This is a genomic window from Azovibrio restrictus DSM 23866 (genome assembly GCF_000429665.1).
In the GTDB taxonomy this organism is placed as follows: Bacteria; Pseudomonadota; Gammaproteobacteria; order Burkholderiales; family Rhodocyclaceae; genus Azovibrio; species Azovibrio restrictus.
Genome location: NZ_AUCH01000022.1, coordinates 22,343 through 45,625, shown reverse-complemented (window position 1 = coordinate 45,625; position 23,283 = coordinate 22,343). Strand labels below are relative to the sequence as shown.

The 23,283-nt window shown below is 66.6% G+C and carries 21 protein-coding genes and 1 tRNA gene; 8 read left to right on the top strand and 14 right to left on the bottom strand.

Going from position 1 to position 23,283, the window contains the following annotated elements; translation table 11 throughout:
- Window positions 1–9 precede the first annotated feature (9 nt).
- The 7 genes from G474_RS0116550 to fabG all read left to right on the top strand — a co-directional run bounded on the left by G474_RS0116550 (window position 10) and on the right by fabG (window position 5,425).
- On the top strand, window positions 10–810 hold the full coding sequence (locus G474_RS0116550; RefSeq protein WP_026687936.1) for a polysaccharide deacetylase family protein: 801 nt from the start codon (window positions 10–12) through the stop codon (window positions 808–810).
- Window positions 807–1,529: a class I SAM-dependent methyltransferase gene (locus G474_RS0116545; RefSeq protein WP_026687935.1), complete on the top strand. Its 723-nt coding sequence runs from the start codon at window positions 807–809 to the stop codon at window positions 1,527–1,529. Before G474_RS0116550 ends, G474_RS0116545 begins: the two co-directional genes overlap by 4 nt.
- Before the next feature lie 124 nt (window positions 1,530–1,653).
- The gene (locus G474_RS0116540) at window positions 1,654–2,196 is read left to right on the top strand and encodes a methyltransferase family protein (RefSeq protein ID WP_043464955.1); all 543 of its coding nucleotides are present in this window, start codon (window positions 1,654–1,656) and stop codon (window positions 2,194–2,196) included.
- 37 nt (window positions 2,197–2,233) lie between these two features.
- The gene (locus tag G474_RS0116535) at window positions 2,234–3,424 is read left to right on the top strand and encodes a beta-ketoacyl-[acyl-carrier-protein] synthase family protein (protein WP_026687933.1); all 1,191 of its coding nucleotides are present in this window, start codon (window positions 2,234–2,236) and stop codon (window positions 3,422–3,424) included.
- A complete protein-coding gene (locus G474_RS0116530; protein ID WP_026687932.1) occupies window positions 3,421–4,239 on the top strand; it encodes a beta-ketoacyl synthase chain length factor in 819 nt (272 codons plus the stop codon). Before G474_RS0116535 ends, G474_RS0116530 begins: the two co-directional genes overlap by 4 nt.
- Window positions 4,236–4,697, top strand: a complete 462-nt coding sequence (locus G474_RS0116525; RefSeq protein WP_026687931.1) for a hotdog family protein — start codon at window positions 4,236–4,238, stop codon at window positions 4,695–4,697. The genes G474_RS0116530 and G474_RS0116525 overlap by 4 nt, the downstream gene beginning before the upstream one ends.
- A complete protein-coding gene (gene fabG / locus G474_RS0116520) occupies window positions 4,694–5,425 on the top strand; it encodes a 3-oxoacyl-ACP reductase FabG (RefSeq protein WP_342663592.1) in 732 nt (243 codons plus the stop codon). The genes G474_RS0116525 and fabG overlap by 4 nt, the downstream gene beginning before the upstream one ends.
- Window positions 5,426–5,457: 32 nt before the next feature.
- Here the strand turns inward: fabG and G474_RS0116515 are convergent, their stop codons facing one another.
- From G474_RS0116515 to G474_RS0116455, 13 genes are all read right to left on the bottom strand, one after another.
- Window positions 5,458–6,657: a cation:proton antiporter gene (locus G474_RS0116515; RefSeq protein WP_026687929.1), complete on the bottom strand. Its 1,200-nt coding sequence runs from the start codon at window positions 6,655–6,657 to the stop codon at window positions 5,458–5,460.
- Window positions 6,658–6,700: 43 nt separating this feature from the next.
- Window positions 6,701–7,471 carry a glycosyltransferase family 2 protein gene (locus G474_RS0116510; protein WP_043464953.1) on the bottom strand — a complete coding sequence of 257 codons (771 nt, stop codon included), beginning with the start codon at window positions 7,469–7,471 and terminating at the stop codon, window positions 6,701–6,703.
- A 2-nt stretch (window positions 7,472–7,473) separates the two neighbouring features.
- Window positions 7,474–8,277 (bottom strand): lysophospholipid acyltransferase family protein, encoded by an 804-nt coding sequence (locus G474_RS24490; protein WP_026687927.1) that lies wholly within the window; start codon window positions 8,275–8,277, stop codon window positions 7,474–7,476.
- A gap of 49 nt (window positions 8,278–8,326) precedes the next feature.
- Window positions 8,327–9,340 carry a chorismate transformation FkbO/Hyg5 family protein gene (locus G474_RS0116500; RefSeq protein WP_051282379.1) on the bottom strand — a complete coding sequence of 338 codons (1,014 nt, stop codon included), beginning with the start codon at window positions 9,338–9,340 and terminating at the stop codon, window positions 8,327–8,329.
- The gene (locus tag G474_RS0116495) at window positions 9,340–10,671 is read right to left on the bottom strand and encodes an NAD(P)/FAD-dependent oxidoreductase (RefSeq protein WP_026687925.1); all 1,332 of its coding nucleotides are present in this window, start codon (window positions 10,669–10,671) and stop codon (window positions 9,340–9,342) included. The genes G474_RS0116500 and G474_RS0116495 overlap by 1 nt, the downstream gene beginning before the upstream one ends.
- Window positions 10,672–10,756: 85 nt before the next feature.
- A complete protein-coding gene (locus G474_RS21320; RefSeq protein ID WP_043464950.1) occupies window positions 10,757–12,379 on the bottom strand; it encodes a B12-binding domain-containing radical SAM protein in 1,623 nt (540 codons plus the stop codon).
- A gap of 88 nt (window positions 12,380–12,467) precedes the next feature.
- A tRNA-Phe gene (locus G474_RS0116485) sits at window positions 12,468–12,543 on the bottom strand.
- Between the two features lie 49 nt (window positions 12,544–12,592).
- Complete coding sequence (locus G474_RS21315) at window positions 12,593–14,053, bottom strand: sensor histidine kinase (RefSeq protein ID WP_043464947.1); 1,461 nt, start codon at window positions 14,051–14,053, stop codon at window positions 12,593–12,595.
- Window positions 14,016–14,702 (bottom strand): response regulator transcription factor, encoded by a 687-nt coding sequence (locus tag G474_RS21310; RefSeq protein ID WP_043464943.1) that lies wholly within the window; start codon window positions 14,700–14,702, stop codon window positions 14,016–14,018. The genes G474_RS21315 and G474_RS21310 overlap by 38 nt, the downstream gene beginning before the upstream one ends.
- 314 nt (window positions 14,703–15,016) lie before the next feature.
- On the bottom strand, window positions 15,017–16,726 hold the full coding sequence (locus G474_RS0116470; RefSeq protein ID WP_026687924.1) for a cation acetate symporter: 1,710 nt from the start codon (window positions 16,724–16,726) through the stop codon (window positions 15,017–15,019).
- Window positions 16,723–17,031 carry a DUF485 domain-containing protein gene (locus G474_RS0116465; protein WP_026687923.1) on the bottom strand — a complete coding sequence of 103 codons (309 nt, stop codon included), beginning with the start codon at window positions 17,029–17,031 and terminating at the stop codon, window positions 16,723–16,725. Before G474_RS0116465 ends, G474_RS0116470 begins: the two co-directional genes overlap by 4 nt.
- A gap of 223 nt (window positions 17,032–17,254) precedes the next feature.
- A complete protein-coding gene (groL, locus tag G474_RS0116460; protein ID WP_026687922.1) occupies window positions 17,255–18,904 on the bottom strand; it encodes a chaperonin GroEL in 1,650 nt (549 codons plus the stop codon).
- Window positions 18,905–18,952: 48 nt separating this feature from the next.
- Complete coding sequence (locus G474_RS0116455; protein ID WP_026687921.1) at window positions 18,953–19,243, bottom strand: co-chaperone GroES; 291 nt, start codon at window positions 19,241–19,243, stop codon at window positions 18,953–18,955.
- A gap of 543 nt (window positions 19,244–19,786) precedes the next feature.
- Here G474_RS0116455 and G474_RS24485 point away from each other — a divergent pair.
- Entirely contained in the window at window positions 19,787–21,088 is a 1,302-nt protein-coding gene (locus G474_RS24485; protein WP_281171743.1) for a methyl-accepting chemotaxis protein, read from the top strand.
- 41 nt (window positions 21,089–21,129) lie between these two features.
- On the opposite strand, the gene G474_RS0116445 is transcribed toward G474_RS24485, so the two are convergent.
- Window positions 21,130–23,208, bottom strand: coding sequence for a DUF1631 family protein (locus G474_RS0116445; protein ID WP_026687919.1), 2,079 nt, complete (start codon window positions 23,206–23,208; stop codon window positions 21,130–21,132).
- Window positions 23,209–23,283 lie beyond the last annotated feature (75 nt).

Below are 23,283 nucleotides of genomic sequence, written 5' to 3'. Positions count from 1 at the left end.
AAGATGCCCATGCCCAGACCCTGGCATCCCAGCCCCATCCTGCAAGCCAGCTTCGTCCTGCACGGCGCTGCCGCCTGCGGCCTGCTGGCAGCTCCCGGGCTCTGGCCCTGGGCCGTGGGCGTCCTGGGGGCCAACCACGCCCTGCTGACCCTGGCCGGCCTGCTGCCCCGCTGCGCGCTGCTGGGCCCCACGCTCACCCGGCTGCCCGCCGCCGCAGTGGCACGCCGCCAGGTGGCCCTGACCCTAGACGACGGACCCGATCCGGAAGTCACCCCCCGGGTGCTCGACTGCCTCGATGCAGCCGGGGTCAGGGCCAGCTTCTTCTGCATCGGCCGGCGCGCCCGGGCCCACCCCGCCCTGTGCCGGGAAATCGTGGCCCGGGGCCATCGGGTGGAAAACCACGGGGATGCCCACTCATGGGCCTTCGCCACCTTCGGCCCGGGGCGGATGCGGGCCGACATTGCCGCCGCCCAGGACACCCTGGCCCAGATCACCGGCCAGCCGCCCCGTTTCTTCCGTGCCACGGCGGGCCTGCGCAACCCCTTTCTCGAGCCGGTGCTGGCTTCCCTGGACCTGAGCCTGGCGGCCTGGACCCGGCGTGCCTACGACACCCGCCAGGGTGAGCCGGAGCAGGTCCTGGCCCGCCTGGAACGGGGACTGGGGCCCGGCGACATCCTGCTCCTGCATGACGGCAACGCCGCCCGTACCGGCAACGGCCAGGCGGTGCTCCTGCCCGTCCTGCCCCGTCTGCTGCAGCAGCTGGCCGCCCGGCAGCTGCATCCGGTCACCCTCCAGGAAAGCTGTCCATGAGCCCTGCCTTCCTTCCCACCCTGCTGGACGAAGCCAGCCTCCCCTTCAAGCAGAGCGGCCGCTTCGCCTACCACTATGCCCGGGGCAAGCTGTCTTCCGACTGCATCTTCCGGGAACTGCTGCGCCAGGGCATCTTTCCGGCCCGGGGCCATTTCCTCGATCTGGGCTGCGGCCAGGGCAGCCTGTTCGGCTGGCTGCTGGCCGCCCGCCGCCTCTACGAACGGGGCGAGTGGCCGGCGGACTGGGCCCCGCCCCCCGAGGCCCTCAGCCTGCGCGGCATCGAACTGATGCAAAAGGACGTGGACCGGGCCCGCCTGGCCTTCGGGGCCGAGCATCCCCTGGTCCGCATCGAGCAGGGGGACATGTGCCAGGCGGATTTCGGCCAGGCCGACGTGATCACCATCCTCGACGCCCTGCATTACTTCAATCACCAAGGGCAGCAGGATGTCCTGGAGCGTATCCGCCGCGCCCTACCGCCCGGGGGGCTGTTCCTGACCCGGGTCGGCGACGCTGCCGCCGGCCTGCCCCACCATCTGTGCAACTGGGTGGATCAGGCGGTCACTTTCGTCCGCGGCCACCGCCTGCCGCGCCTCTACTGCCGCCCCCTGGGCGAATGGGTCGCGCTGCTCCAGGCCCTGGGCTTCCAGGTCCGGAACATGCCCATGAACCAGGGCAAACCGTTCGCCAACATCATGTTGATCTGCCGCCTGGCCCCATGAACCCGCGCACCTTGATGCCGCAGCCCCGGCCGCCGGCGCGGCCGGAGACGCCAGCCCGGGGAGCGGTGCCCGGCGTTTTCCTGCGTCTGCCCGGGGCCTCCGGGCTTGCCCCGAGGTTTTCAGGATGAACCTTCCCGTCGCCAACCTTCCCCTGTTCCTGGGCGGCAGCGCCCTGCTGCTCTGGTGGTCCCGCCATCCCCTGCGCCGGCCGGGCAGCCATGGCTTCTACCGCTTCTTTGCCTGGGAATGCATCCTCCTGCTGATCCTGCTGCACCGGGAAGCGGCGGGCGGGCAGGTCCTGGCCCAGACCCTGCTGATCCTCAGCCTGGTGCTGCTGGGCAGCGGCTTTGGCACCCTGTGGCGCCACGGCCGGCACCAGGCCGCCCGGCCGGAAGCCAGCATGTATGTCTGGGAAAGATCCACGGCCCTGGTCAGCAGCGGCATCTTTGCCCTGATCCGCCATCCCATGTACGCCTCCCTGCTGGCCCTCAACTGGGGCATGTACTTCCGCGCCTGCACCCTGGCCGGCCTGCCCCTGGCGCTGATCGCCACCCTGTTCCTGTGGCTCACGGCCCTGGCCGACGAGCGGGAATGCCTGGCCTTCTTCGGCCCCTCCTACCTGGACTACATGGGACGGACCAAGCGTTTCATTCCCTACCTGTTCTGACGCTAAAATCCGCCCGACATTTTCCGAGGTACCGATCTTGCTCCCCCTGCAACTCTCCGCCTATACCGCCACCACCTGTCTTGGACAGGGCCTGGACGCCACCCGCCGGGCCCTGGCGACGGGGGCCAGCGGCCTGGGCCCCTGCGCCTTCGAGACGGTGCAGCTGGATACCTGGATCGGCCAGGTGCCAGGGGTGGATGCCGAGCCCCTGCCGCCGCCCCTGGCCGCCTATGACTGCCGCAACAACCGCCTGGCCCGGCTGGGACTGGAGGCGGACGGCTTCGCCGGGCAGGTCCGGCAGGCGGCCGCCCGGTACGGCCGGGAGCGGATCGGGGTGTTCCTGGGCACCAGCACCGCCGGCATCCTGCAGACCGAGCTCGCCTATCGCCGCCGGGACCCGGTGAGCGGAGCCCTTCCCCCCGACCTGGATTACCGGGGCAGCCACAACGCCTTCTCCCTGGCCGCCTTCACCCGGGACTATTTCGGCCTCCAGGGCATGGCCCTGAGCATTTCCACCGCCTGCTCCTCAAGTGCCAAGGTGTTCGCCGCCGCCGCCCGGCAACTGGCCCTGGGCAGCATCGACGCGGCGATCGTCGGCGGGGTGGACAGCCTCTGCCTCACCACCTTGTACGGTTTCGCCTCCCTGGAGCTGACCTCCCGCCAGCCCTGCCGCCCCTACGACGCGGACCGGGACGGCATTTCCATCGGCGAGGGCGCCGCCTTCCTCCTGCTCGAACGGGCCACGGCAGCTCCCTCCGGCACCGTGCTGCTCCTGGGGTCGGGGGAATCCAGCGATGCCTACCACATGTCTTCCCCCCATCCCGAGGGACTGGGCGCGCGGCAGGCCATGGCGGCAGCCCTGGCGGCCGCCGGCCTGGAAGCCCGGCAGATCGACTACATCAACCTGCACGGCACGGCCACCCAGGCCAACGACGCCGCCGAGGGCAAGGCCGTGGCCGCCCTGTTCGGCGACCGGGTGCCCTGCAGTTCCAGCAAGGGCGCCACCGGCCACACCCTGGGCGCCGCAGGCGCCGTGGAAGCCGTGATCTGCGCCCTGGCCCTGGAGCAGGGCCTGCTGCCGGGCAGCCCGGGCAGCCGCGCCCTGGACCCGGAGATTCCCATCGACTACCTGCTGCAAGCCCGGCCCGGCCGGCTCCGCCATGTCCTGTCCAATTCCTTTGGCTTTGGCGGCAGCAACTGCAGCCTGATTTTCGGAGTCGCCCCGTGACGTCCACGCATCCCCGTTCCCCCCTTTCCGCCTGGATCAGCGGCATCGGCATGATCGCCCCTGGCCTGCCCGACTGGCCCGCCGCCCAGGCCGTGCTGCGCGGCGCAGCCCCCTGGCAGGAGGCCCCCGCCCTGCTGCCGGCCGCGACGCTCCTGCCCCCGGCCGAGCGCCGCCGCGCCAGCCGGGTCGTCCGGCTGGCCCTGGCCCTGGGCCTGGAAGCCGCTGCCCGGGCCGGGCACCCGGTGGAAGAGCTGGCCACGGTATTTACCGCCTCCGGCGCCGACGGCCATAACTGCCACGCCCTGTGCGAACAGCTCGCCAGCGAGGACCGGCAGGTTTCCCCGACCCGCTTCCACAACTCCGTGCATAACGCTGCGGCCGGCTACTGGGGCATCGCCACCCGTTCCATGGCCCCCTGTCAGGTGATCTGCGCCCACGATGCCAGCTTCGGTGCCGGACTTCTGGATGCCCTGGCCCAGGTTCAGGTGGACCGCCGCCCGGTGCTGCTCGTCGCCTACGACAGCGAATACCCGGCTCCCCTGCACCAGCTGCGCGATACCCCCGACTGCGCCGGGGTGGCCCTGGTGCTGGAACCCGAACCGGGGCCCCACACCCTGGCCAGCGTCCAGCTGCAGCCCACCCCGGCAGCCGCCACCCCCATGGCCGATGCCGGACTGGAGCTCCTGCGCCTGGCCATTCCCGCCCTGCGGGCCCTGCCCCTGCTGCAGTTGCTGGCCCGGGAAGCGGCCGGCCGGGTGTGCCTGGACTACCTGCCCCCCACGCAGCTGGAACTGCAGGTGGAGGCGGCCCCATGAACACTCCGCCCCTGGACCAGGCCTGGATCGCCGCCCACATTCCGCACCAGGGCCGGATGTGCCTGTTGCGCCAGGTGCTGCACTGGAATGAGCAGGAAATCCTCTGCCAGGCCGACAGCCACCGGGACCCGGCACATCCCCTGCTGGCGGGCGGCCGCCTGGGCGCGGCCTGCGGCATCGAATATGCAGCCCAGGCCATGGCCGTACACGGCGCCCTGCTGGCAGGCCAGGACGGCCCGCCCCGCCAGGGTTACCTGACCAGCGTCCGGAGCGTGACCCTGGAGGTGGAACGCCTGGACGATCTGCCCGGCCTCCTGGAGGTCCGCGCCGAGCGGCTGTCCGGTGACGGCAACACCATCCTCTACCAGTTTGCCCTGGCCCATGCCGGCAACTGCCTGCTGCACGGCAGGGCCGCCGTGGTCCTGGACGCCAGCGCCCTGAAACAGGAGCTTCCATGAACACTCCCCTGCGCACCGCCCTGGTGACCGGCGGCAGTGGCGGCATCGGCGCCGCCATCTGTCGCCGCCTGGCCGCCGACGGCCGGCACGTACTGGTGCACGCCAACCGCCAACTGGACAAGGCCACCGCCCTGGCCGAGGAAATTCAGGCCGGGGGCGGCAGCGCTGCCGCCGTGGCTTTCGACGTGACGGACCGGGCCGCCACCGCCCAGGCCCTGGAAAAGCTGCTGGAAAACCAGCCCATCCAGATTCTGGTGAACAACGCCGGCATCCATGCGGATGCGGTCTTTCCGGGCATGCAGGGGGAGCAGTGGGATCAGGTTCTAGACGTTTCCCTGAACGGTTTTTTCAATGTCACCCAGCCCCTGTCCCTGCCCATGATCCGCACCCGCTGGGGGCGCATCATCAACATTTCCTCGGTGGCCGCCCTGACCGGCAACCGGGGCCAGGTCAATTACGCCGCCGCCAAGGCCGCCCTGCACGGAGCCGGCAAGGCCCTGGCCCTGGAGCTGGCCAGCCGCGGCATCACCGTCAATACGGTGGCGCCGGGCATCATCGCCACCGGCATGATAGAAGGCAGTTTCGACCCGGCCACCATCCGCCAGCTGGTGCCCATGCAGCGGGCCGGCCAGCCCGAGGAGGTCGCCGACCTGGTGGCTTTCCTGGCCTCCGAACAGGCGGCCTACATCTCCGGACAGGTGATTTCCATCAACGGCGGCATGTGCTGACAGCCGGGGCCTGAAGCGGCTCCCGGGGCCACTCAGGCATCCCGCAGGATAAGGCGCCGCAACCGGGCCAGGCGCGGCGCCACCAGGGGCACCGTGAGCATGGTGCTGAGCACGGCCATGAGCAGCAGGGCCGTGAAGGCCTCGCTGGTGATGATGTGCCGGTCGAGCAGGATGTTGGCGAAGATGATCATGATCAGGGCCTTGGTCTGCAGCAGCCAGCCGATGATGCCCGCCTCGCCCGGGGCCCACTTGAGGATGCGGCCCGCCAGCCCGACCCCGATCAGCTTGCCGGCCACCGAGGCCAGCAGCAGCAGCCCCCCGGCCGCGAAGACGGCGGTCCCGCCCACGCTCCAGTTGGTCCGCAGGCCGGTGGACAGGAAGAACACCGGCATGATCACCAGGAGCACATGGTGGCGCAGCAGGTCCATGCGGGCCTGGTCGAACCACTCGGATTCCAGCACGGCCCCGGCCAGGAAGGCGCCCACCATGAAATGCAGGCCGGACCAGTCGGCCCCGAAGCCGCACAGGGCGAGCCAGATCAGGGCCACGTACCAGCGGTCCCCCTCGGCCAGGCGCAGCATCAGCCGGCGCAGCAGCCAGGCCAGCAGGGCGAACAGCAGCAGGAAGGAAAACTGCTTGCCGATCCGGGCCCAGTCCATGAGGATCAGGGCCAGCACCCCCCAGATGGCGATGTCGTCCAGACTAGCGTAGCGCAAGATGCGCTGTCCCAGGGGCTGGCGCAGGATTTCCAGCTTTTCCATGAACAGGATCAGGATGGGCAGAGCCGTGACGGCGCAGGCCATGCCCACCCCCAGGACAAACTGCCAGGTCATGGCCGCCGGCCCCATCCAGCCCTCGAAGCCGAGCAGCACCAGGGCGGCGGCGCAGCCCAGGAGCAGCGGCATCCCCAGGGCCAGGCCGGCGGTGATGCCGCTTTCCCGCCGGTGCGCCCAGGCTTTCTTCAGGTCCAGTTCAACGCCGGCGATCATCACGAACAGCATCACCGCCCACCAGGCGATGCCATTCAGAGACTGGATCACCGCCGGGGTGAACACGAAACTGTAGTAGTCGGGATAAGCCCGCCCCAGCACCCCCGGCCCGAGCAGGATGCCGGTGATGATCTGCACCACCACCAAGGGCGCGTAATACTCGGTCCGGCCCAGGCGCCAGATCAGCCAGGGCACGGTGAAGATGATGGTCATCGCCACCAGGAACAGTTCGGTATGGTTCACGCTGGATTCCTCCACGAGTCGGAACGGCAGAGCCCCGCCGCTGTCACGAGGCCCGCCCGCCAGCACGACAGCGGCGCCAGACCAGGAGCGGCAGGCGCCAGAGAAAACCCAGGAACAGACGGGTGTGCATCCAGGTCAGCAGGGTGTTGTCGCGCAGGTATTTGAAATGGGAAACCCCCCCCTCGTCGGCCCGGAAATAACGTACCGGCGCCTCCAAGTTGAGGGGGCGCACCCCGGCCCAGCACAGCCGCACCACGGCCTCCGGGTCGAAATCGAAGCGCCGCATCCAGCGGCTGGACCCCATGATGGCGCGCAGGGGAGCAATGGGATAGACCCGGAAGCCATACAGGGAATCGCCTATGCCCATCCACAGGGTTTCCAGGTTGGCCCAGCCGTTGGAGACCTTGCGCCCATTCACCCGCAGGGCCGGCGCATCGGCGGCAAACACCGGCTTGCCCAGCACCATGGCCCCGGGGTCGGCCAGGGAGGCCGCCATGAAGGCCGGGATCAGCTGGGCGGGGTGCTGGCCGTCCGAATCCATGGTCAGGGCATGGGTATAGCCGGCGGCGGCAGCCTGGGTGATGCCGGCCAGCACGGCAGCCCCCTTGCCGCTGTTGCGCGGCAGCACGATCAGCTTCAGCCCCGGGTCCCGGGCCGCCAGGGCCTGGAGCTGTGCCGTGCTGCCGTCGGTGCTGCCATCCACCACCACCCATACCGGGTTCCACTGGTCCCTGGCCGCCTGCACCGTATCGAGGACCTTGGGACCCGGGTTGTAGCTGGGGATGAGGACGAGATGGGTGGAAGATGGGGACATGTTCAGGCAAGGGGAGAGGAGGAATCCTGGCACGGCTGGCCGGGCAGCAGCTGTTCCCGGAAGTGAGCTTCCAGCTCCCGGGTGAAGGCGGCCACGTCGGTGGGAGGCGGAAAGCGGCGCCCCAGGCGGATGCGGCAGGAGAGCGGCAACAGCGGCCGGCGGAACAGGGGCCAGGCCTTGCCCAGGTAGGGGGTGGAGAATTCGATGCACAGGGTCTGCACCGGCACCTGGGCCCGGGCCGCGATCAGCCCGGTGGTGGGGCTGCAGGCATCGAGGGGAAAGTTCAGGGTGCGGCTGCCTTCGGGAAAGATCAGCAGCCGGGCGCCTTCCCCCAGCTCCTGGCGGGCGCCCAGGATCATGGCCAGGGGCGCGTTGTTGCGGATGTAGCGGGCCAGCCGGGCCGCCGCCCCGAAAAGCAGGTTGTCCATGAGCGCCGCCTTCATGATGCACACCACGTCGGGCAGGCGGGAGATGATCAGCACCGCGTCCAGGAGCGAGGGATGGTTGGCCGCCAGGATCATCGGGCCCTCATCCTGGAGCGCGTCCAGGGCCGACAGGTCGAAGCGGCAGGCGCAGCACAGGCCGAGGAAGGCCAGGTAGGCCCGGAATCCCTGGCGGATGGCCCAGCGCCCCAGGCGCTGCCCCCGGGCGCGGGGCAGGAGCGGCTGCAGCAGCATGGCAAAAGGCAGCCAGAGCAGACAGAGCAGGGCCAGGGCGCCCAACCCCAGGCCCATTGCCAGGTATTCGTAGCCGGCCCAGAGCCAGGCGCAACGGGCAGGCCGGGCCCCGGCCGGCACGCCGCTCATGGGCTGGACACCGGAGGGGCAGGAAGACGCTGTCGGCGGCATGGGGCGCTCACGGGCGTTCCAGGGGCTGCAGGGCCTGGGCTTCGATTTCCAGCAGCAGGTCGGCGCGGCAGATGTCCGCCTGCAGGCAGACCCAGGCCGCCTCCGGTCCCAGCGCGGCCTCCAGCCTGGCCCTGAGCCGGGGAAAATCCTCGGCCCGGCGCAGGTAGACCCGGTAGTCCAGATCCGCCAGACCATAGGGCCGGCCCCGGGACAGGCGGTTGGCCTCGGCCAGGAGCACCGCGATATTGGCCAGGGTCTCGTCGCACTGGGCCAGCAGATCGTCCGGATGCACGGTCCGGTGCCCGAGGATGCTGGCCGTACCGGAGACCAGCAGCAGTTCCTGGCCCGGCGGGCAGGCCAGGACCGCCCGGGAGAAACTGGGGCTGCGCGGGCCGTACTCGGCGGGGTAGTCATAGGCGCTGACCTGGCGCGGATTCTCGATGGGGGTCGCCGCCTGGGCCCCGGCCAGGAAGGCCACCGACAGGGGCCCGCCAGCAAAGCCGAGGGCACAGGCCGCCGGCATCTGCTGCCCGAGGCCGCGCCCGTGAGCCATGAAGGCTTCCTGGCGGCCGATATTGAACTGCCGGTAGCGTTCCAGCCCGGCCGTCTCCTGGTTGATGTGGGCCAGGTAATTCCAGGCCCGCCAGAGATGGGGCAGGCCCTGGGCTTCCAGCAGCCGGAAAATGCGCCGGTAAGCAGACTCGCTGGCGGCCTGCAGGGCGCTGCCCGGAGCCCCGGCGAAGTCCGCCTCATCCAGGCTGATCACCCCGTAGAGGAGCTCACCCTGGCGGCGCCAGGCGATGCCCTCGGCCATCCCGGACTGGAGGGGGCCGGCCGCCGTCCAGCACTCCCGTCCCCCTGCCGATGGAAAATCTGGCGCCGCCCCGAGCAGGGGCGCAGCCAGCCATTGCTCGGGCCAGCTCACCCCGGGGACGGCCAGGGGGCCAAGCCGGGCGCCCCCCAGAACGCAGCCGTCTGCAATGCCGGAGGGGGCAGGAAAGGAAATGAAGCCCAGGGACACTATGCGTTGTACACGGCCGGATCGTCGACCTTGCGGATATTGAAGCGGCGTTGTTTCCAGGCCATGAAGGCCCGCCGGGGCTGCCCCAGGCTGGCCAGGTAGTAGAGCCCCTTGAAGATCAGGATGGAGCGCCAGATGGGGGTCTTGCCGAAGATGTCCCCGGCCAGGACCGAGAGCAGGGCCTCTTTCACCCGGAAGATGTTCTTCGGGTACATGAAGAAGTCCCGCATGATGGGATTGGTGATCCGGTAGATGAACCAGGAGAATTCCCTGGGACCCAGGCGCATCAGCTGGTCGAAGCGCTGCAGGGCATGCCCGGCCCGGGCCGGCTCCCGCAGGCAGGCGTCTATGGTCTCGGCCCCGATCACGCCGCTGTTCATGGCCAGCCAGACCCCGGAGGAAAACACCGGGTCGATGAAGGCATAGGCGTCCCCCAGGAGCAGGTAGTTGCGCCCGTGATTGCGTTCGGAGACATAGGAAAAATTGCCCGTGGCTTCCACCGGGTGCACCAGCTGGGCGTCCTTGAGCCGTTCGGCCAGGGGCGGACAGGTGGCAATGCCGTCGCGCAGGAACTGCTCCAGGCTGCGCGCGCCCTTGGTCTTCATGTGATAGGGCCAGAGCACCATGCCGACACTGGTGACGTCATTGGGCATGGGGATGAACCAGAACCAGCCGTGCTCGAACCAGAAGATGGTGATGTTGCCCTCGGCCGCCCCTTCATGGCGCTTCGCCCCGGCGAAATGCCCGTAGATGGCGGAACTGTTGTGCTTGGGATTGCGATGCTTGATGCCGAAGCGGTTGGCCAGGAAGGTGTCCCGGCCCGAGGCATCCACCAGGAAGCGGGCCTGCCAGGTCTGCTCCCGGCCATCCTCGTGACGCGCCCGCACCTGCACGTTTTCGTCTCCCAGGAACTCCACTGCGGTTGCCTTGCAGCCTTCGTGGACCTCGACGCCTTTCCGGGCGGCATTGCGGATCAGCACCGTATCGAATTCGGCGCGCTGCACCTGGTAGGCGTGGGGCATGGACTTGTCCCAGGCTTCGGCGAAATGGAACACCTGGGCCATGCCGTGGGTGGTGGAAACAAACTCGGCGCCGGGCTTGACCATGCCGATGGCCTTGACCTCCTCGGCCACCCCCAGCCGCTCGAAGAGGGGCAGGTTGGCGGGCAGGAGGGACTCGCCGATATGAAAGCGGGGATGACGGGCCCGGTCCAGGAGCACCACCTTGTAGCCCTTCTCCACCAGGAGAGGGGCAATGGTGGACCCGGCGGGGCCGCCGCCAATGACCAGCACGTCGCATTGCTGGATCTGACTCTGTGCTTGCACTTCCATCCCTGATGCCTTTTTTATGTGTTGGCCCGAACTGTTCCCGAACCGGCGCCGGGCCCGCCGACCGGGGGAGGATTATACCTTCTGCCTATGCCAGCGGCAGTTCCGTCCCGCCCGCCGCCGCGTCGATCAGTCCCTGGGCCTGGCGCCGGGACAGGCGCAGGGAGGAGACGGAGAGCAGCTTATCCACCTGCAGCTCGGTGGAGAGCTGGGGCCTCAGCCCCCGGGGCTGGCGGGGATGGGGCGGAAATTCCCGCCGCGCCTGCTCGATCTGGGCCTTGTTGGCGCTGAAGTAACGGGCCGCCGCCAGGGTTTCCGGCAGGTGCTTGAGGACATGCCAGAGACTCCAGCGGTGCTGCCACAGGCGCCGCGCAAAACGACGCCGGTAAGCCTTGCTGTCGTAAAAGCGCTGCACATGCCAGTTGTACAGGGCATCCATTTCCTCCCGGGAGGAAAACCCCTGGGGCAGGAAGACGAAGTTCAGGCAGTTCATCAGGCGCCAGTCCTCCTGCATGCTGCCGCTTCGGCCACTGACGCATTCGTCCCAGATGGGAGCCCCGTGCAAGGGGCTGAACTTGGTCATGTTCATTTCATCCAGATCCAGGGAGAGGATGAAATCGCTGGTGAGCCGGACCGTTTCCGGGGTCTCGCCGGGCATGCCGAAGATGAACAGGCCCTTGGCCCTCAGCCCGGCCGCATGGATCTGGCGCACCGTGTCGCGCACCGCCTCCAGGGTCACCCCGGCCTTGTGCCGCTCCATCATGCCCGGATCGGCGGATTCTATGCCCATGGAGACCATCAGTGCCCCGGCCTGCCGGAGTTTCTGCAGCATTTCCAGGGAGGTATGACCAGTGCGGATGGCGCAGTTGAACTGCACCCCCAGGGGCTGCTCGATCAACAGCTCGCACAACTCCATGACCCGCTGCTTCCTGGCGGTGAACAGATCATCGTAGATATTGATGTGATAGACACCGAAGCGGTCCCGCAGGTACTTCATGTGGGCATAGGTGTACGCGGCAGAGTTGCTCCGGTAAAGCCGCTCGAATACCGTCCGGTCACAAAACGAGCAGGTATAGGGGCAGCCACGGGAGGTGATCATGGTGGCCCCGTGGCGCTGTTCGTAGGCAAACAGGGGCAGGTGGTAGGCGTGGGGAAAGCCCGCCAGCTTCTCGTAGGCGGGGAACGGCAGCTCATCGAGATCCAGGATGCGGTCCCGGCGGGGATTGGCACGGATCCGCCCCGCCGCATCCCGGTAAATCAGGTTGTGGATCTCGGCCAGGGGCTTGCCATCGGCCAGGTCCAGCAGGGCGCCCTCGCCCTCCCCGATCACCAGGTAATCAATTTCCGGAAAGTGCTCGAGGATGGGCGCCCCCAAGGAGGAAACGTGGGCGTTGCCGAAGACGATACGGATGTCCGGACGCCGCTCCCGGATGTAGAGGGCCATATCCACCGCATCCATGAAGCCGGAAGTCGTGGCCGAGAAGCCCACCATTTCAGGCTCCGTGGCCAGCACCTGGTCGCCATTGGCAGCAATGCCCGCCGGCGCATAGGGCCCCAGGCAGTCATGCAGGCAGACCTGGTGCCCGAATTTCTCCAGCCAGGAAGCCAGCTGCATGATGCCGATGGGGGGCATGCGGTTGGCAAGCACGGAAAAATCCGGCTGTCCGGGCACGAAATTGAAACCGGCAGGATGAACCAAGGTGACTCTCATGACTTGCCCCTCTCCCACCTGACAGCGGCCCCTCGAACCGGACCCCTGAAACGAAAACGGCCTCCATTGCTGGAGGCCGCTTGAATTCTGGTGGCCAGTCGCGGAATCGAACCACGGACACGCGGATTTTCAATCCGCTGCTCTACCAACTGAGCTAACTGGCCAAACGAGGTGCGCATTATAGACAGGAGCTCCTGGCAGGTCAAAGCTTTTTTAAACCGGTTTAACTTCCTGCCCCACGGCCGTGCTGTCATACCAGGCCGGGAAGATCACCCGGGCAATGGCGCCCTTGCCCCGGGGGTTGGGGCCCAGGGAGGCCGCGGCCCGGTGCTGATCGGCAATCTCCCGGACGATGGCCAGGCCCAGCCCGCTGCCTTCGGTGCCCGCGTCGTCCACCCGGTAGAAGCGCTCGAACACCAGCTCCGCCTGCTCCTCGCTGATGCCGATGCCACTGTCTTCCACTTCGAGGATGGCGAAATCCCCGTGCCCCACCACCCGGGCAGTCACCTGACCGCCGCCAGGGGTGTAGCGCAGGGCGTTGTCGATGAGGTTGTTGACCATCTCCCGGAGCAGGAAGGCGTTACCCCGGATGATGGCCGGCCCGCTGGTTTCAAAGCCCAGGTCGATGCGCCGCTCCATGGCCCGCATCACCCAGTCCTCCACCGTCTCGCGCAGCAGCTGGTCCAGGTCCAGGGGCTCCTGCTTCTGGTGCAGCTGGTCGCCAGCTTCGGTGCGGGCCAGGGTGAGGAGCTGGTTCACCAGCCGGGAGGCCCGGTCCACCCCGGTGGCGATCTGGCGCAGGGAGTTCTGCAACTGGCGTGGGTTGGATTCCCGCAGGGCCAGCTGGGCCTGGGTCTTGAGGCCTGCCAGGGGCGTGCGCAGCTGGTGTGCCGCATCGGCAATGAAGCGCTGCTGGGCATCCACGTTGCGCTTCATGCGCTCCAGCATGGCGTTGAAGGCGCCGATCAGGGGCTCCAGCTCCTCCGGCACCCGGCGGTTGGAAATCGGGGACAGGTCGGCGGACTGGCGCGCCTCTATGGTTTCCCGCAGGCGGGTCAGGGGCTGCAGCCCCTTGGTGAGACCGAACCAGACCAGCACCACGGCCAGGGGAATGATGATGAACTGGGGAATGATGACGCTGGCAATGATCTTGTTGGACAGCTGGGCCCGCTTTTCCAGGGTTTCCCCCACTTCCACCAACACCCATTGGGCCGGGGCCATGCCGGTATCGTTGAGGAAGGTGTAGGCCACCCGCAGTTCCTGGCCATTTACTTCAGCATCGCGGAAATAGATTTCCCCCGGCTCGGTAACGATGCTGTCCAGGTCTTCCGGAGGGGGAAAGTCCTTGTCCCCGGCTAGGAGCCTGGCCTGGCGGGTGAGTACGTGGAAATAGACGGTGTCGATCTCGTCGGCGCGGATCACGGCCCGGGCCGAACCCGGCAGGTTGATGGCCGGCTTGCCGCCCACGAACTTGAGCTGCCGGGAGATGGCCGAGACGTGCTCCCGCAGGGCCTGATCATAGGGAAAGGCCGCCACGTTGTTGGCGAAATAATGGGTGAGGGCAATGCTGATCGGCCACACGAACAGCAGGGGCGCCAGCATCCAGTCCAGAATCTCCCCGAACAGGGAGCGCTGGCTATCCCCCGTCCGGCGCGTCTTCGGCGGGCTTTTCAAGGCAATATCCAAGACCACGGACGGTGACGATCCTGACGCCCGCCGGCTCCACCTTCTTGCGCAGCCGGTGGATGTAAACCTCGATGGCGTTGTGACTGACCTCCTCGCCCCAGCCGCAGAGATGATCCACCAGCTGGTCCTTGCTCACCAGGCGCCCCACCCGGGACAGCATGATTTCCAGCAAGCCCAGTTCCCGGGCGGAGAGATCCAGGTTCTGGCCGTGCACGCTGGCCACCCGGCCCACCTGGTCATAGGTGAGGGCTCCATGCTGGACCACGGGGGCCGTCCCCGAGGAGCGCCGGGTCAGGGCCCGCACCCGTGCTTCCACCTCGGCCAGATCGAAGGGCTTGCCCATATAGTCGTCAGCCCCCAGGTCCAGGCCCTTGACCCGGTCGCTGGTGCCATCCAGGGCGGTCAGGATCAGCACCGGCAGTTGGGAATCCCGGGCCCGCAGGCGGCGCAGGACCTCCAGACCATTGAGCCGGGGCAGCCCCAGATCCAGGATCAGGAGATCGTAGTGGTAGTTGAGCAGGGCCGTTTCCGCATCCACCCCATTACCGGCGCAGTCCACCGCATAACCGCTCTGGCGCAGGGTGCGGCACAGGCCGTCGGCAATGATCTGATCATCTTCGGCTATCAGAATACGCATGGGCCCCCATCAATTTTTTTGCTCATTTGTAAGCTATATGTCAGTCGAAACCGATAAAATCGGTCCCGCTGTTCTCCTTTTAGGTCACGGAGTTCTGGACTACCGGAACTCGGGGAGCAAATCGATCCTGCACCGACTTGCTCCCTACCGTCTTTTTTGGCGCCCGCCACTTCCTCCAGACGTCCCAGTTTAGCAAATCCCCCCCGGGGCCGGTTATTGCGCCGCAGCACCCGTCACGCGCATCCCTTTCCTGAAGACTGAACACGAAAAAAAGCCCGGGACTCGCCCGGGCTTTTGCGTGGGTCCTGCGTCGCTTAGTGGCTGGAAGCCGCCGCAGCGCCGAGACCGGTTTCGGAGCGGATCTGCTGGGCCGGGAAGGCAGCACGTTCCTGGGCAGCCTGGGCGCTCCGGTCGGTGATGGAGAACAGCCAGATGCCGAAGAAACCAGCCGTCATCGAGAACAGGGCCGGAGAAGCGTAGGGGAAGATGGCAGCCTCGTTGTGCAGCACATCCACCCACACCGACTTGGACAGCACGGTCAGCGCCACCGCCGTGATCAGGCCGATGAAACCGCCGATCACTGCGCCGCGGGTGGTGCAATCCTTCCACAGCACGGACAGGAAGAGCACCGGGAAGTTGGCGGAAGCGGCGATGGCAAACGCCAGGGACACCATGAAGGCGATGTTCTGCTTTTCGAAGGCGATCCCCAGCACCACGGCGATCACGCCCAGGCACAGGGTGGTGATGCGGGACACCCGCAGCTCGGAGGCGGAATCAGCCTTGCCCTGCTTGAACACGGTGGCGTACAGGTCGTGGGACACGGCCGAAGCGCCGGACAGGGTCAGACCGGCCACCACGGCCAGGATGGTCGCAAAGGCCACCGCAGAGATGAAGCCCAGGAACACGTTGCCGCCCACGGCGTTGGCCAGGTGGATGGCCGCCATGTTGCCGCCACCCAGCAGAACACCCTTGGCGTCCAGGAAGGTGGGATTGGTCAGCACGAAGGTGATGGCGCCAAAACCGATGATGAAGGTCAGGATGTAGAAGTAGCCGATCCAGGTGGTGGCCCAGAACACGGACTTCCGTGCTTCCTTGGCATCAGGCACGGTGAAGAAGCGCATCAGGATGTGGGGCAGACCGGCGGTACCGAACATCAGGGCCATGCCGAAGGAGATGGCGGAGATGGGGTCCTTGATGAAAGAGCCGGGGCCCATGATGGCCTGCCCGACCTTGGCCGCATCTTCGGGGCTCTTGCCGGCAGCGGCAGCCACTTCGGACTTGATGCGCACGGCGTCGGCAAACATGGCTTCGGGGGAGAAACCGTAGTTGAGCAGCACCATGAAGGCCATGAAGGAAGCACCGCAGAGCAGCAGGATGGCCTTGATGATCTGCACCCAGGTGGTGGCCGTCATGCCGCCGAAGAGCACATACACCATCATCAGGCCGCCCACGATGACCACAGCCATCCAGTATTCCAGGCCGAACAGCAGCTTGATCAGCTGGCCGGCACCCACCATCTGGGCGATCAGGTAAAAGGCCACGACGACAAGGGTGCCAGTGGCGGCGAAGGCGCGGATCGGGGCCTGACGGAAACGATAGCCGGCCACGTCGGCGAAGGTGAACTTGCCCAGGTTGCGGAGCCGTTCGGCCATCAGGAAGGTGATCACGGGCCAGCCCACCAGGAAGCCGATGGCGAAGATCAGGCCATCGTAACCGCTGGCCATCACGGCAGCGGAAATACCCAGGAAGGAGGCGGCCGACATGTAGTCGCCGGCAATGGCCAGACCATTCTGGAAGCCGGTGATACCGCCGCCGGCGGTGTAGAAGTCAGCCGCAGACTTGGTCTTGGCGGCAGCCCACTTGGTGATGTACAGGGTGCCGGCCACGAACAGGGCAAACATGATGATGGCCGTCCAGTTGGTGGCCTGCTTTTCAGCCTGCCCCAGGTCGGCACCCGCCGCGCAGGCGGCACCCGCCAGGCCGAACAGGGCCAGGGCGGCAAAAACTTGCTTGAGCCGGGTCATTGCTTGACCTCCTTGATGATTTCAGCGGTGACCGCATCGAATTCGTTGTTGGCCCGGCGCACATAGATGCCGGTGATGACGATGGTGAACACGATGACCCCGACCCCGATGGGAATGCCGATGGTGGTCACGCCCTCGCCCAGCTTCTGGGACAGGAACTCCTTGTTGAACGCAATCAGCGCGATGTAGCCGTAGTAGACGATCAGCATGCAGATCGTCATGAACCAGCCATAGGCCGTCCGGGTCTTTACCAGTTGCTGGTATTTCGGATTGGCCCGGACCTTCTCGTTTATGTCTTCTTTCATGGGAACCTCCTTTGGTAATGCTGTTCTTGATGCAGCGGTGGAAAGTTAGCCCCCGAAACTTACTGAGCCCTTACATCTTTGTTTAAAAACATTGAAATAGGCGTCTGTATTTTTATATGTTTTTTATAAAAGTAAAAAACGGATGTCACAAACATCCGTCTGTTTCCGCAAAGAAAAACGGCGCCCCCAGGCGCCGTTTTTCGTGGATCGGGAAGGACCGGGATTACATGCCCATGCCCATGCCGCCCATACCGCCCATGCCGCCCATGTCGGGCATGCCGGCGGCGGGCTTGTCTTCAGCCAGCTCGGCCACCATGCAGTCGGTGGTGAGCATCAGGCCGGCCACGGAGGCAGCGTTCTGCAGGGCGGAACGGGTCACCTTGGTGGGGTCCAGCACGCCCATTTCGACCATGTCGCCATAGACGCCGGTAGCGGCGTTGAAGCCGTAGTTGCCGGAGCCCTTGACCACTTCGTTCACCACCACGGAGGGTTCGTCGCCAGCATTGGCAACGATCTCGCGCAGGGGAGCTTCGATGGCCTTCAGGATCAGCTTGATGCCAGCGTCCTGGTCGTGGTTGTCACCCTTCAGGGCGCCCAGGTTGGCACGGGCACGCAGCAGGGCAACACCGCCGCCGGGGACGATGCCTTCTTCAACGGCAGCACGGGTGGCGTGCAGGGCGTCTTCGACGCGGGCCTTCTTTTCCTTCATTTCGACTTCGGTGGCAGCGCCAACCTTGATCACGGCCACGCCGCCGGCCAGCTTGGCAACACGTTCCTGGAGCTTTTCCCGGTCGTAGTCGGAGGTGGCTTCCTCGATCTGCACGCGGATCTGCTTGACGCGGGCCTGGATGGTGGCTTCGTCACCGGCGCCGTCGATGATGGTGGTGTTTTCCTTGGCGATTTCAACGCGCTTGGCCTGGCCCAGATCCTTCAGGGTAGCCTTTTCCAGGGTCAGACCGGTCTCTTCGGAGATCACGGTACCGCCGGTCAGGATGGCGATGTCTTCCAGCATGGCCTTGCGACGGTCGCCGAAGCCGGGAGCCTTGACGGCCACGGTCTTCAGGATGCCGCGGATGTTGTTCACCACCAGGGTGGCCAGGGCTTCGCCATCCACGTCTTCAGCGATGATCAGCAGGGGGCGGGAGGCCTTGGCAACCTGTTCCAGCACGGGCAGCAGGTCACGGATGTTGGAGATCTTCTTGTCGAACAGCAGGACGTAGGGGTTGTCCAGCAGGGCCAGCTGGCGGTCGCCGTTGTTGATGAAGTAGGGGGACAGGTAGCCGCGGTCGAACTGCATGCCTTCCACCACGTCCAGTTCGTTTTCCAGGGACTTGCCGTCTTCAACGGTGATGACGCCTTCCTTGCCGACCTTTTCCATGGCCTGGGCGATGATGTCGCCGATGGAGGAATCGGAGTTGGCGGAGATGGAGCCGACCTGGGCGATTTCCTTGTTGGTGGTGCAGGGCTTGGAAATCTTCTTCAGTTCTTCGATGGTGGCGGTCACGGCCTTGTCGATGCCGCGCTTCAGGTCCATGGGGTTCATGCCGGCGGCCACGTACTTCATGCCTTCGCGCACGATGGCCTGGGCCAGCACGGTGGCGGTGGTGGTGCCGTCACCGGCGATGTCGGAGGTCTTGGAAGCGACTTCCTTGACCATTTGCGCACCCATGTTGGCGAACTTGTCCTTCAGTTCGATTTCCTTGGCGACGGAAACGCCGTCCTTGGTCACGGTGGGGGCGCCGAAGGAGCGCTCCAGCACCACGTTGCGGCCCTTGGGGCCCAGGGTCACCTTGACCGCGTCGGCCAGGATGTTGATGCCATCAACCATGCGGGAACGGGCGGAATCGCCGAACTTGACTTCTTTAGCAGCCATTTGAATCTCCTATTTTTAAATACGGGGTATGGGTCGGGGAGAAAGCGCTCAGGCTTCCAGCACGCCCATGATGTCTTCTTCACGCATGACCAGGACTTCCTGGCCATCGACCTTGACGGTCTGGCCGGCGTACTTGCCGAACAGCACCTTGTCGCCCACCTTCACATCCATGGCGATGGTCTTGCCGGAATCGTCGCGCTTGCCGGGACCGACAGCCAGGATTTCGCCCTGATCGGGCTTCTCACCGGCGGAATCAGGAATGACGATGCCGGAGGCGGTGGTACGTTCGGCTTCAACACGCTTGACGATCACACGGTCGTGCAAAGGACGGATTTTCATGGAGCAGACTCCTCTTTCTTCAAAAACAGTGATACGGAAATTGGTGGGGTTACGCCCCGGATGGCAACGCGCTGTTAGCACTCGCTGCCGACGAGTGCTAATAATAGGGGCGCCCCAGGGGCATTTCAAGAGCCCCCGACGCAAGTTTTTTTGTTCCTGCACCAGCCGGGAACGGAGCAGGCCCCCCTCAAACCAGCGGGGCCGGCTGTCAGGACGGCAGCCTGACGCTCACGGCCCCTCAATTCCCGCCGAGCAGCCCGGCCTTGCCCCGCCACCGGCCTCAGCCATAAACCTTGCATTTCTCCGAAAAACAAAAGATTCGCCACAAAACCCATGAGAACACCATGGCCAGCCCAGCTCCACAGGCCCGTGCAGCCACGAAAGCTTCGGCTTCCCGATCCCGCTCGCCCCCCGGGCATGGCGCCCCCCTGTTGATTTTTGCAAACTCCTGTGGTCCGATGCGCAACTGCTGCAAAGGCCTCTGTTTTTTGCAATCAACCACAAAGGGAACGCAAGATGTTTGGAGCTGGCAAGCAGTTGAAGATGGAACTGACGGACGCCCTCGCCACGGTGGCCCGGCAGAAGGCGGTGCTGGACGCCATCGACCGGTCGAATGCCCGCATCGAGTTCAAACCCGATGGCACCATCGTGGACGCCAACGCCAATTTCCTGCAGACCATGGGCTACACCCTGGCCGAGATCACCGGGAAACACCACCGGATGTTCTGCGACCAGGCCCTGCTGGGCTCCCCCGACTACAGCAGCTTCTGGCAGAAGCTGGGACGTGGCGAGTTCGTCTCCGGGCGCTTCAAGCGCCTGCGCAAGGACGGCACGCCGGTATGGCTGGAAGCCAGCTACAACCCCATCATCGGTACCGACGGGAGACTGCTGGGGGTGGTCAAATTCGCCGTGGATATCACCCCGCGCATCCTCGAAGCCCAGGACCGCCAGGCCCGGCTGGCCGCCATCGACCGCTCCATGGCCGTGATCGAATTCGACCTGGACGGCACCATCCTCGCGGCCAACGACAATTTCCTGAAAACCATGGGCTACCGCCTGCAGGACATCACGGGTCAGCATCACCGGATCTTCTGTGACCACGCCCTGACCGACAGCAACGAGTATTCCACCTTCTGGCAGAACCTGCGGCGCGGCCAGATCCTCTCCGGACGTTTCCGGCGGCTGCGGGCCGACGGCAGCACGGCCTGGCTGGAAGCCACCTACAACCCGGTGCTGGACCCCGACGGCAAGCCCTACAAGATCATCAAGTTCGCCACCGACATCTCCGCCCAGGTGGAACGGATGGAACGGGAAATCAGCAACGCCGACGAGGCCCTGGACATTTCCCGGGAAAACGAGGCCCTGTCGGACCAGGGGGCCGGCGTGATCAGGGATGCCGCCAGCAAGATGCTGCAGATCGCCGCCTGCGCCCAGTCCGCTTCGGACACCATCGAGGAGCTGGGCCGTCAGTCCGGCCAGATCACCTCCATCGTCCAGACCATCCGGGAAATCGCCGACCAGACCAACCTGCTGGCCCTGAATGCGGCCATCGAGGCGGCCCGGGCCGGGGAGCAGGGGCGCGGCTTCGCCGTGGTGGCCGACGAGGTCAGGAAGCTGGCCGAGCGCACCAGCACCTCCACCAAGGAAATCTCCGGGATGATAGACAAGGTCCAGAACGGCACCCGATCCGCCATCGCCAGCATGGCCGACACCCTGGCCCAGGCCAATGAAAGCGTCACCCTGGCCGACAAGGCCTCGGAATCCATCGCCACCATCCGCGAAGGCGCCCGCCGAGTCGTGCAGGTGGTCGAGGATGTGGGACGCAATCTGCGCAATCAGGACTGAGCCGAAGCGCCCGGCCCCGGCTGGGCCTCAGGAAAAAACCCTCAGGAAGCCGCGGCCATGAGCCGGGCCGCCTGCTCGGCTGCCTCGTCGAACAGAGAGGTGGCGTTGCAGCGGCTCGCCTGGCGCACCCGCAGCAGGGCATCCAGGACCCCGGGCCCCAGGTAAACCGCAAAATCCCAGTCCGGGTTGGCCAGCAGCACCTCACCCCCCGGGCCGTCCCAGGAAAGACGGCCGCACAGGAGCCCGGCCCCGGCGTCGGGCAGCTGGAACTCCAGCCACTCTCCGCGCCGCCCGGGGGTGACGGTGATGTTCCCCGGCTCCGGATAGCGCAGCACCTTGAGCAGGCGCCCCCCGGCTTCCAGATCGTAGTGCTGCAGGGCGCCCCGCCCCACGGGCGCCTGGATGGCCTCTTCGAGCCCGCCTTGCGGCCGGGCCGGAGCTGCGGGCGGCAGGGCCCGGCCGCGCATGGCGGCAGTCTGCAGGGCAAAGCAGGCATCCAGGAAGGGGCTGCCCGGGTCCAGGCGCCGGCCGATGGCGGCCAGGGCAATGGGAATGCGCTTCAGGATGGAAGGGATCAGGGCGGCCAGCCGCTGCCGCTCCTCCTGGGTCTGCTTGGGGGCGATGCTCCACAGCAGTTCATCCACCAGGCCGCTGGCCGCCAGCCATGCCTGGCCCTGGACCCCGCCCGTGCGGCAGGCGGCTTCGAGCACGGCAAACCAGTCGTGCTCCAGGAATTCCACGAACTCCTGGGGCAGGCCGGCCTGCAGCCGGGAGGCCAGGAACTGGCGCGCCACGCTGGCGGCCTGGCCCTCCTGCTCCACCCGGGCCACCAGGGGCTGGTAGGCGGCGGCCAGGGCCTCGATGGCCTCGCCCCGTGCGGCAATGGCGGCATCCAGGCCAGCCAGGGCAGCCGTGAAGGTTTCGCTCCCCAGTCGCGGCGCATTGCGGATGCCGGCGGCGATCTGATTCAACTGCTGGCAGACCGGATGTTCGAACCCGGCTGAAGGCGGCAGGCCGGTAGCCAGTACCGCCATGCGGTCCAGGGTGAGCCGGGCCGGATGCTGGCGCTCGGAAAAGAAACTGCGGTCCTGGAGGGCCAGCTTGAGCACGGGAATCTGCAGGCCGACAATCGCGGCCCGGGCCCCTTCGGCGAGCTGAGGGTGGGCAAAGATGGCCTCGAAGATCAGCGCCAGGGCATCAATGGAAGCCCCGTCCGGGCCGGCCACCCCCAGGTTACGGGCGTTCAAGGCTGCGGGCGGACGCCCGGGCCCATCGCTCCCAGCCCCATGCATGATCAGTTCGGGATTGGTGGGCGTAAAGGCATCCAGGGTCTTGAGACGGTCCAGCAACCGTTCCAGCAGTTCCGCATCCACCACCTGAACCGGCCCGCCCCCGGCCGGGGCGAGCTGGACGGCCCCGCCACCTGTCGGCCCAGGACTAGCGGTCTGCTGCAGCAGGGCACCTTTAAGGGCCGCCAGGGGATCCTCGCCCCCGGATGCCGGCTCCCCGGCCGGCCCGCTGGGGGCCTGGACGATGCTGCGCTGGGCCACGGCCGCCGCCACCCCGGCCTGGGCCAGCAGGTCCGCCAGTTCTCCGTAGAGCACGGGCATGTGCAGGGCAAGCTGCTGCTCCAGACGGTCGAGCAGATCCAGAATCTTCTCCTGGCTCAGCCCCAGGGCGGCGCACAGGGCGGCCAGCCCGGCGCTGACCCCGTCCGGGCTCATGGGGTTGTCCTTCAATACCAGCTCCGGCCGGTTCAGCAGAGTGACGCAGCGCAGGTGCAGACGCCACAGGTTCTCGGCGCAGCGGTCATAGAGACGCCGGGCGATGTCGTCCCGACGCAGTTCCTGTTCCAGCTGGTTGTCATCCACCAGGGAGATTCGCGATGCGGTCAGGCCATCGGCCTGCTCGAACCCCGAGCGGCGGGCCGCGCTCACCATGGCCTCGAAGAAGGCGCCTGCCCCTTCCTGCAGCTGCTCCAGGGCCCTGGGTTCCAGCACCCCGGCTTCCTGGGCCACCACCACGAGGCGCTGCAGATAATGGGCCCGGCATTGCTGGACCACCCCGTAGCGGTCCCAGGATGGCGGCTTGGAGAGAGCTGAGGAATCGGTAAGGTGCATGGCGGCAAGCCCGGAATCCGGACTGCAGGGCACATCCGGCCATGCAGTCCCACCGGGCTGGGAGAGAGTTTTTAT

What these genes read in the sequence shown, in the direction of transcription:
- G474_RS0116525 (WP_026687931.1), top strand. Translation starts at nt 4,236, where the DNA reads ATGAACACTCCGCCCCTGGACCAGGCCTGGATCGCCGCCCACATTCCG.
- G474_RS21320 (WP_043464950.1), bottom strand. Translation starts at nt 12,379, where the DNA reads ATGAGAGTCACCTTGGTTCATCCTGCCGGTTTCAATTTCGTGCCCGGA.
- G474_RS0116465 (WP_026687923.1), bottom strand. Translation starts at nt 17,031, where the DNA reads ATGAAAGAAGACATAAACGAGAAGGTCCGGGCCAATCCGAAATACCAG.
- G474_RS24490 (WP_026687927.1), bottom strand. Translation starts at nt 8,277, where the DNA reads ATGAGCGGCGTGCCGGCCGGGGCCCGGCCTGCCCGTTGCGCCTGGCTC.
- G474_RS0116445 (WP_026687919.1), bottom strand. Translation starts at nt 23,208, where the DNA reads ATGCACCTTACCGATTCCTCAGCTCTCTCCAAGCCGCCATCCTGGGAC.
- G474_RS24485 (WP_281171743.1), top strand. Translation starts at nt 19,787, where the DNA reads ATGGAACTGACGGACGCCCTCGCCACGGTGGCCCGGCAGAAGGCGGTG.
- groL (WP_026687922.1), bottom strand. Translation starts at nt 18,904, where the DNA reads ATGGCTGCTAAAGAAGTCAAGTTCGGCGATTCCGCCCGTTCCCGCATG.
- G474_RS0116455 (WP_026687921.1), bottom strand. Translation starts at nt 19,243, where the DNA reads ATGAAAATCCGTCCTTTGCACGACCGTGTGATCGTCAAGCGTGTTGAA.
- G474_RS0116550 (WP_026687936.1), top strand. Translation starts at nt 10, where the DNA reads ATGCCCAGACCCTGGCATCCCAGCCCCATCCTGCAAGCCAGCTTCGTC.
- G474_RS0116545 (WP_026687935.1), top strand. Translation starts at nt 807, where the DNA reads ATGAGCCCTGCCTTCCTTCCCACCCTGCTGGACGAAGCCAGCCTCCCC.
- G474_RS0116510 (WP_043464953.1), bottom strand. Translation starts at nt 7,471, where the DNA reads ATGTCCCCATCTTCCACCCATCTCGTCCTCATCCCCAGCTACAACCCG.
- G474_RS21310 (WP_043464943.1), bottom strand. Translation starts at nt 14,702, where the DNA reads ATGCGTATTCTGATAGCCGAAGATGATCAGATCATTGCCGACGGCCTG.
- fabG (WP_342663592.1), top strand. Translation starts at nt 4,694, where the DNA reads ATGAACACTCCCCTGCGCACCGCCCTGGTGACCGGCGGCAGTGGCGGC.
- G474_RS0116495 (WP_026687925.1), bottom strand. Translation starts at nt 10,671, where the DNA reads ATGGAAGTGCAAGCACAGAGTCAGATCCAGCAATGCGACGTGCTGGTC.
- G474_RS0116540 (WP_043464955.1), top strand. Translation starts at nt 1,654, where the DNA reads ATGAACCTTCCCGTCGCCAACCTTCCCCTGTTCCTGGGCGGCAGCGCC.
- G474_RS0116470 (WP_026687924.1), bottom strand. Translation starts at nt 16,726, where the DNA reads ATGACCCGGCTCAAGCAAGTTTTTGCCGCCCTGGCCCTGTTCGGCCTG.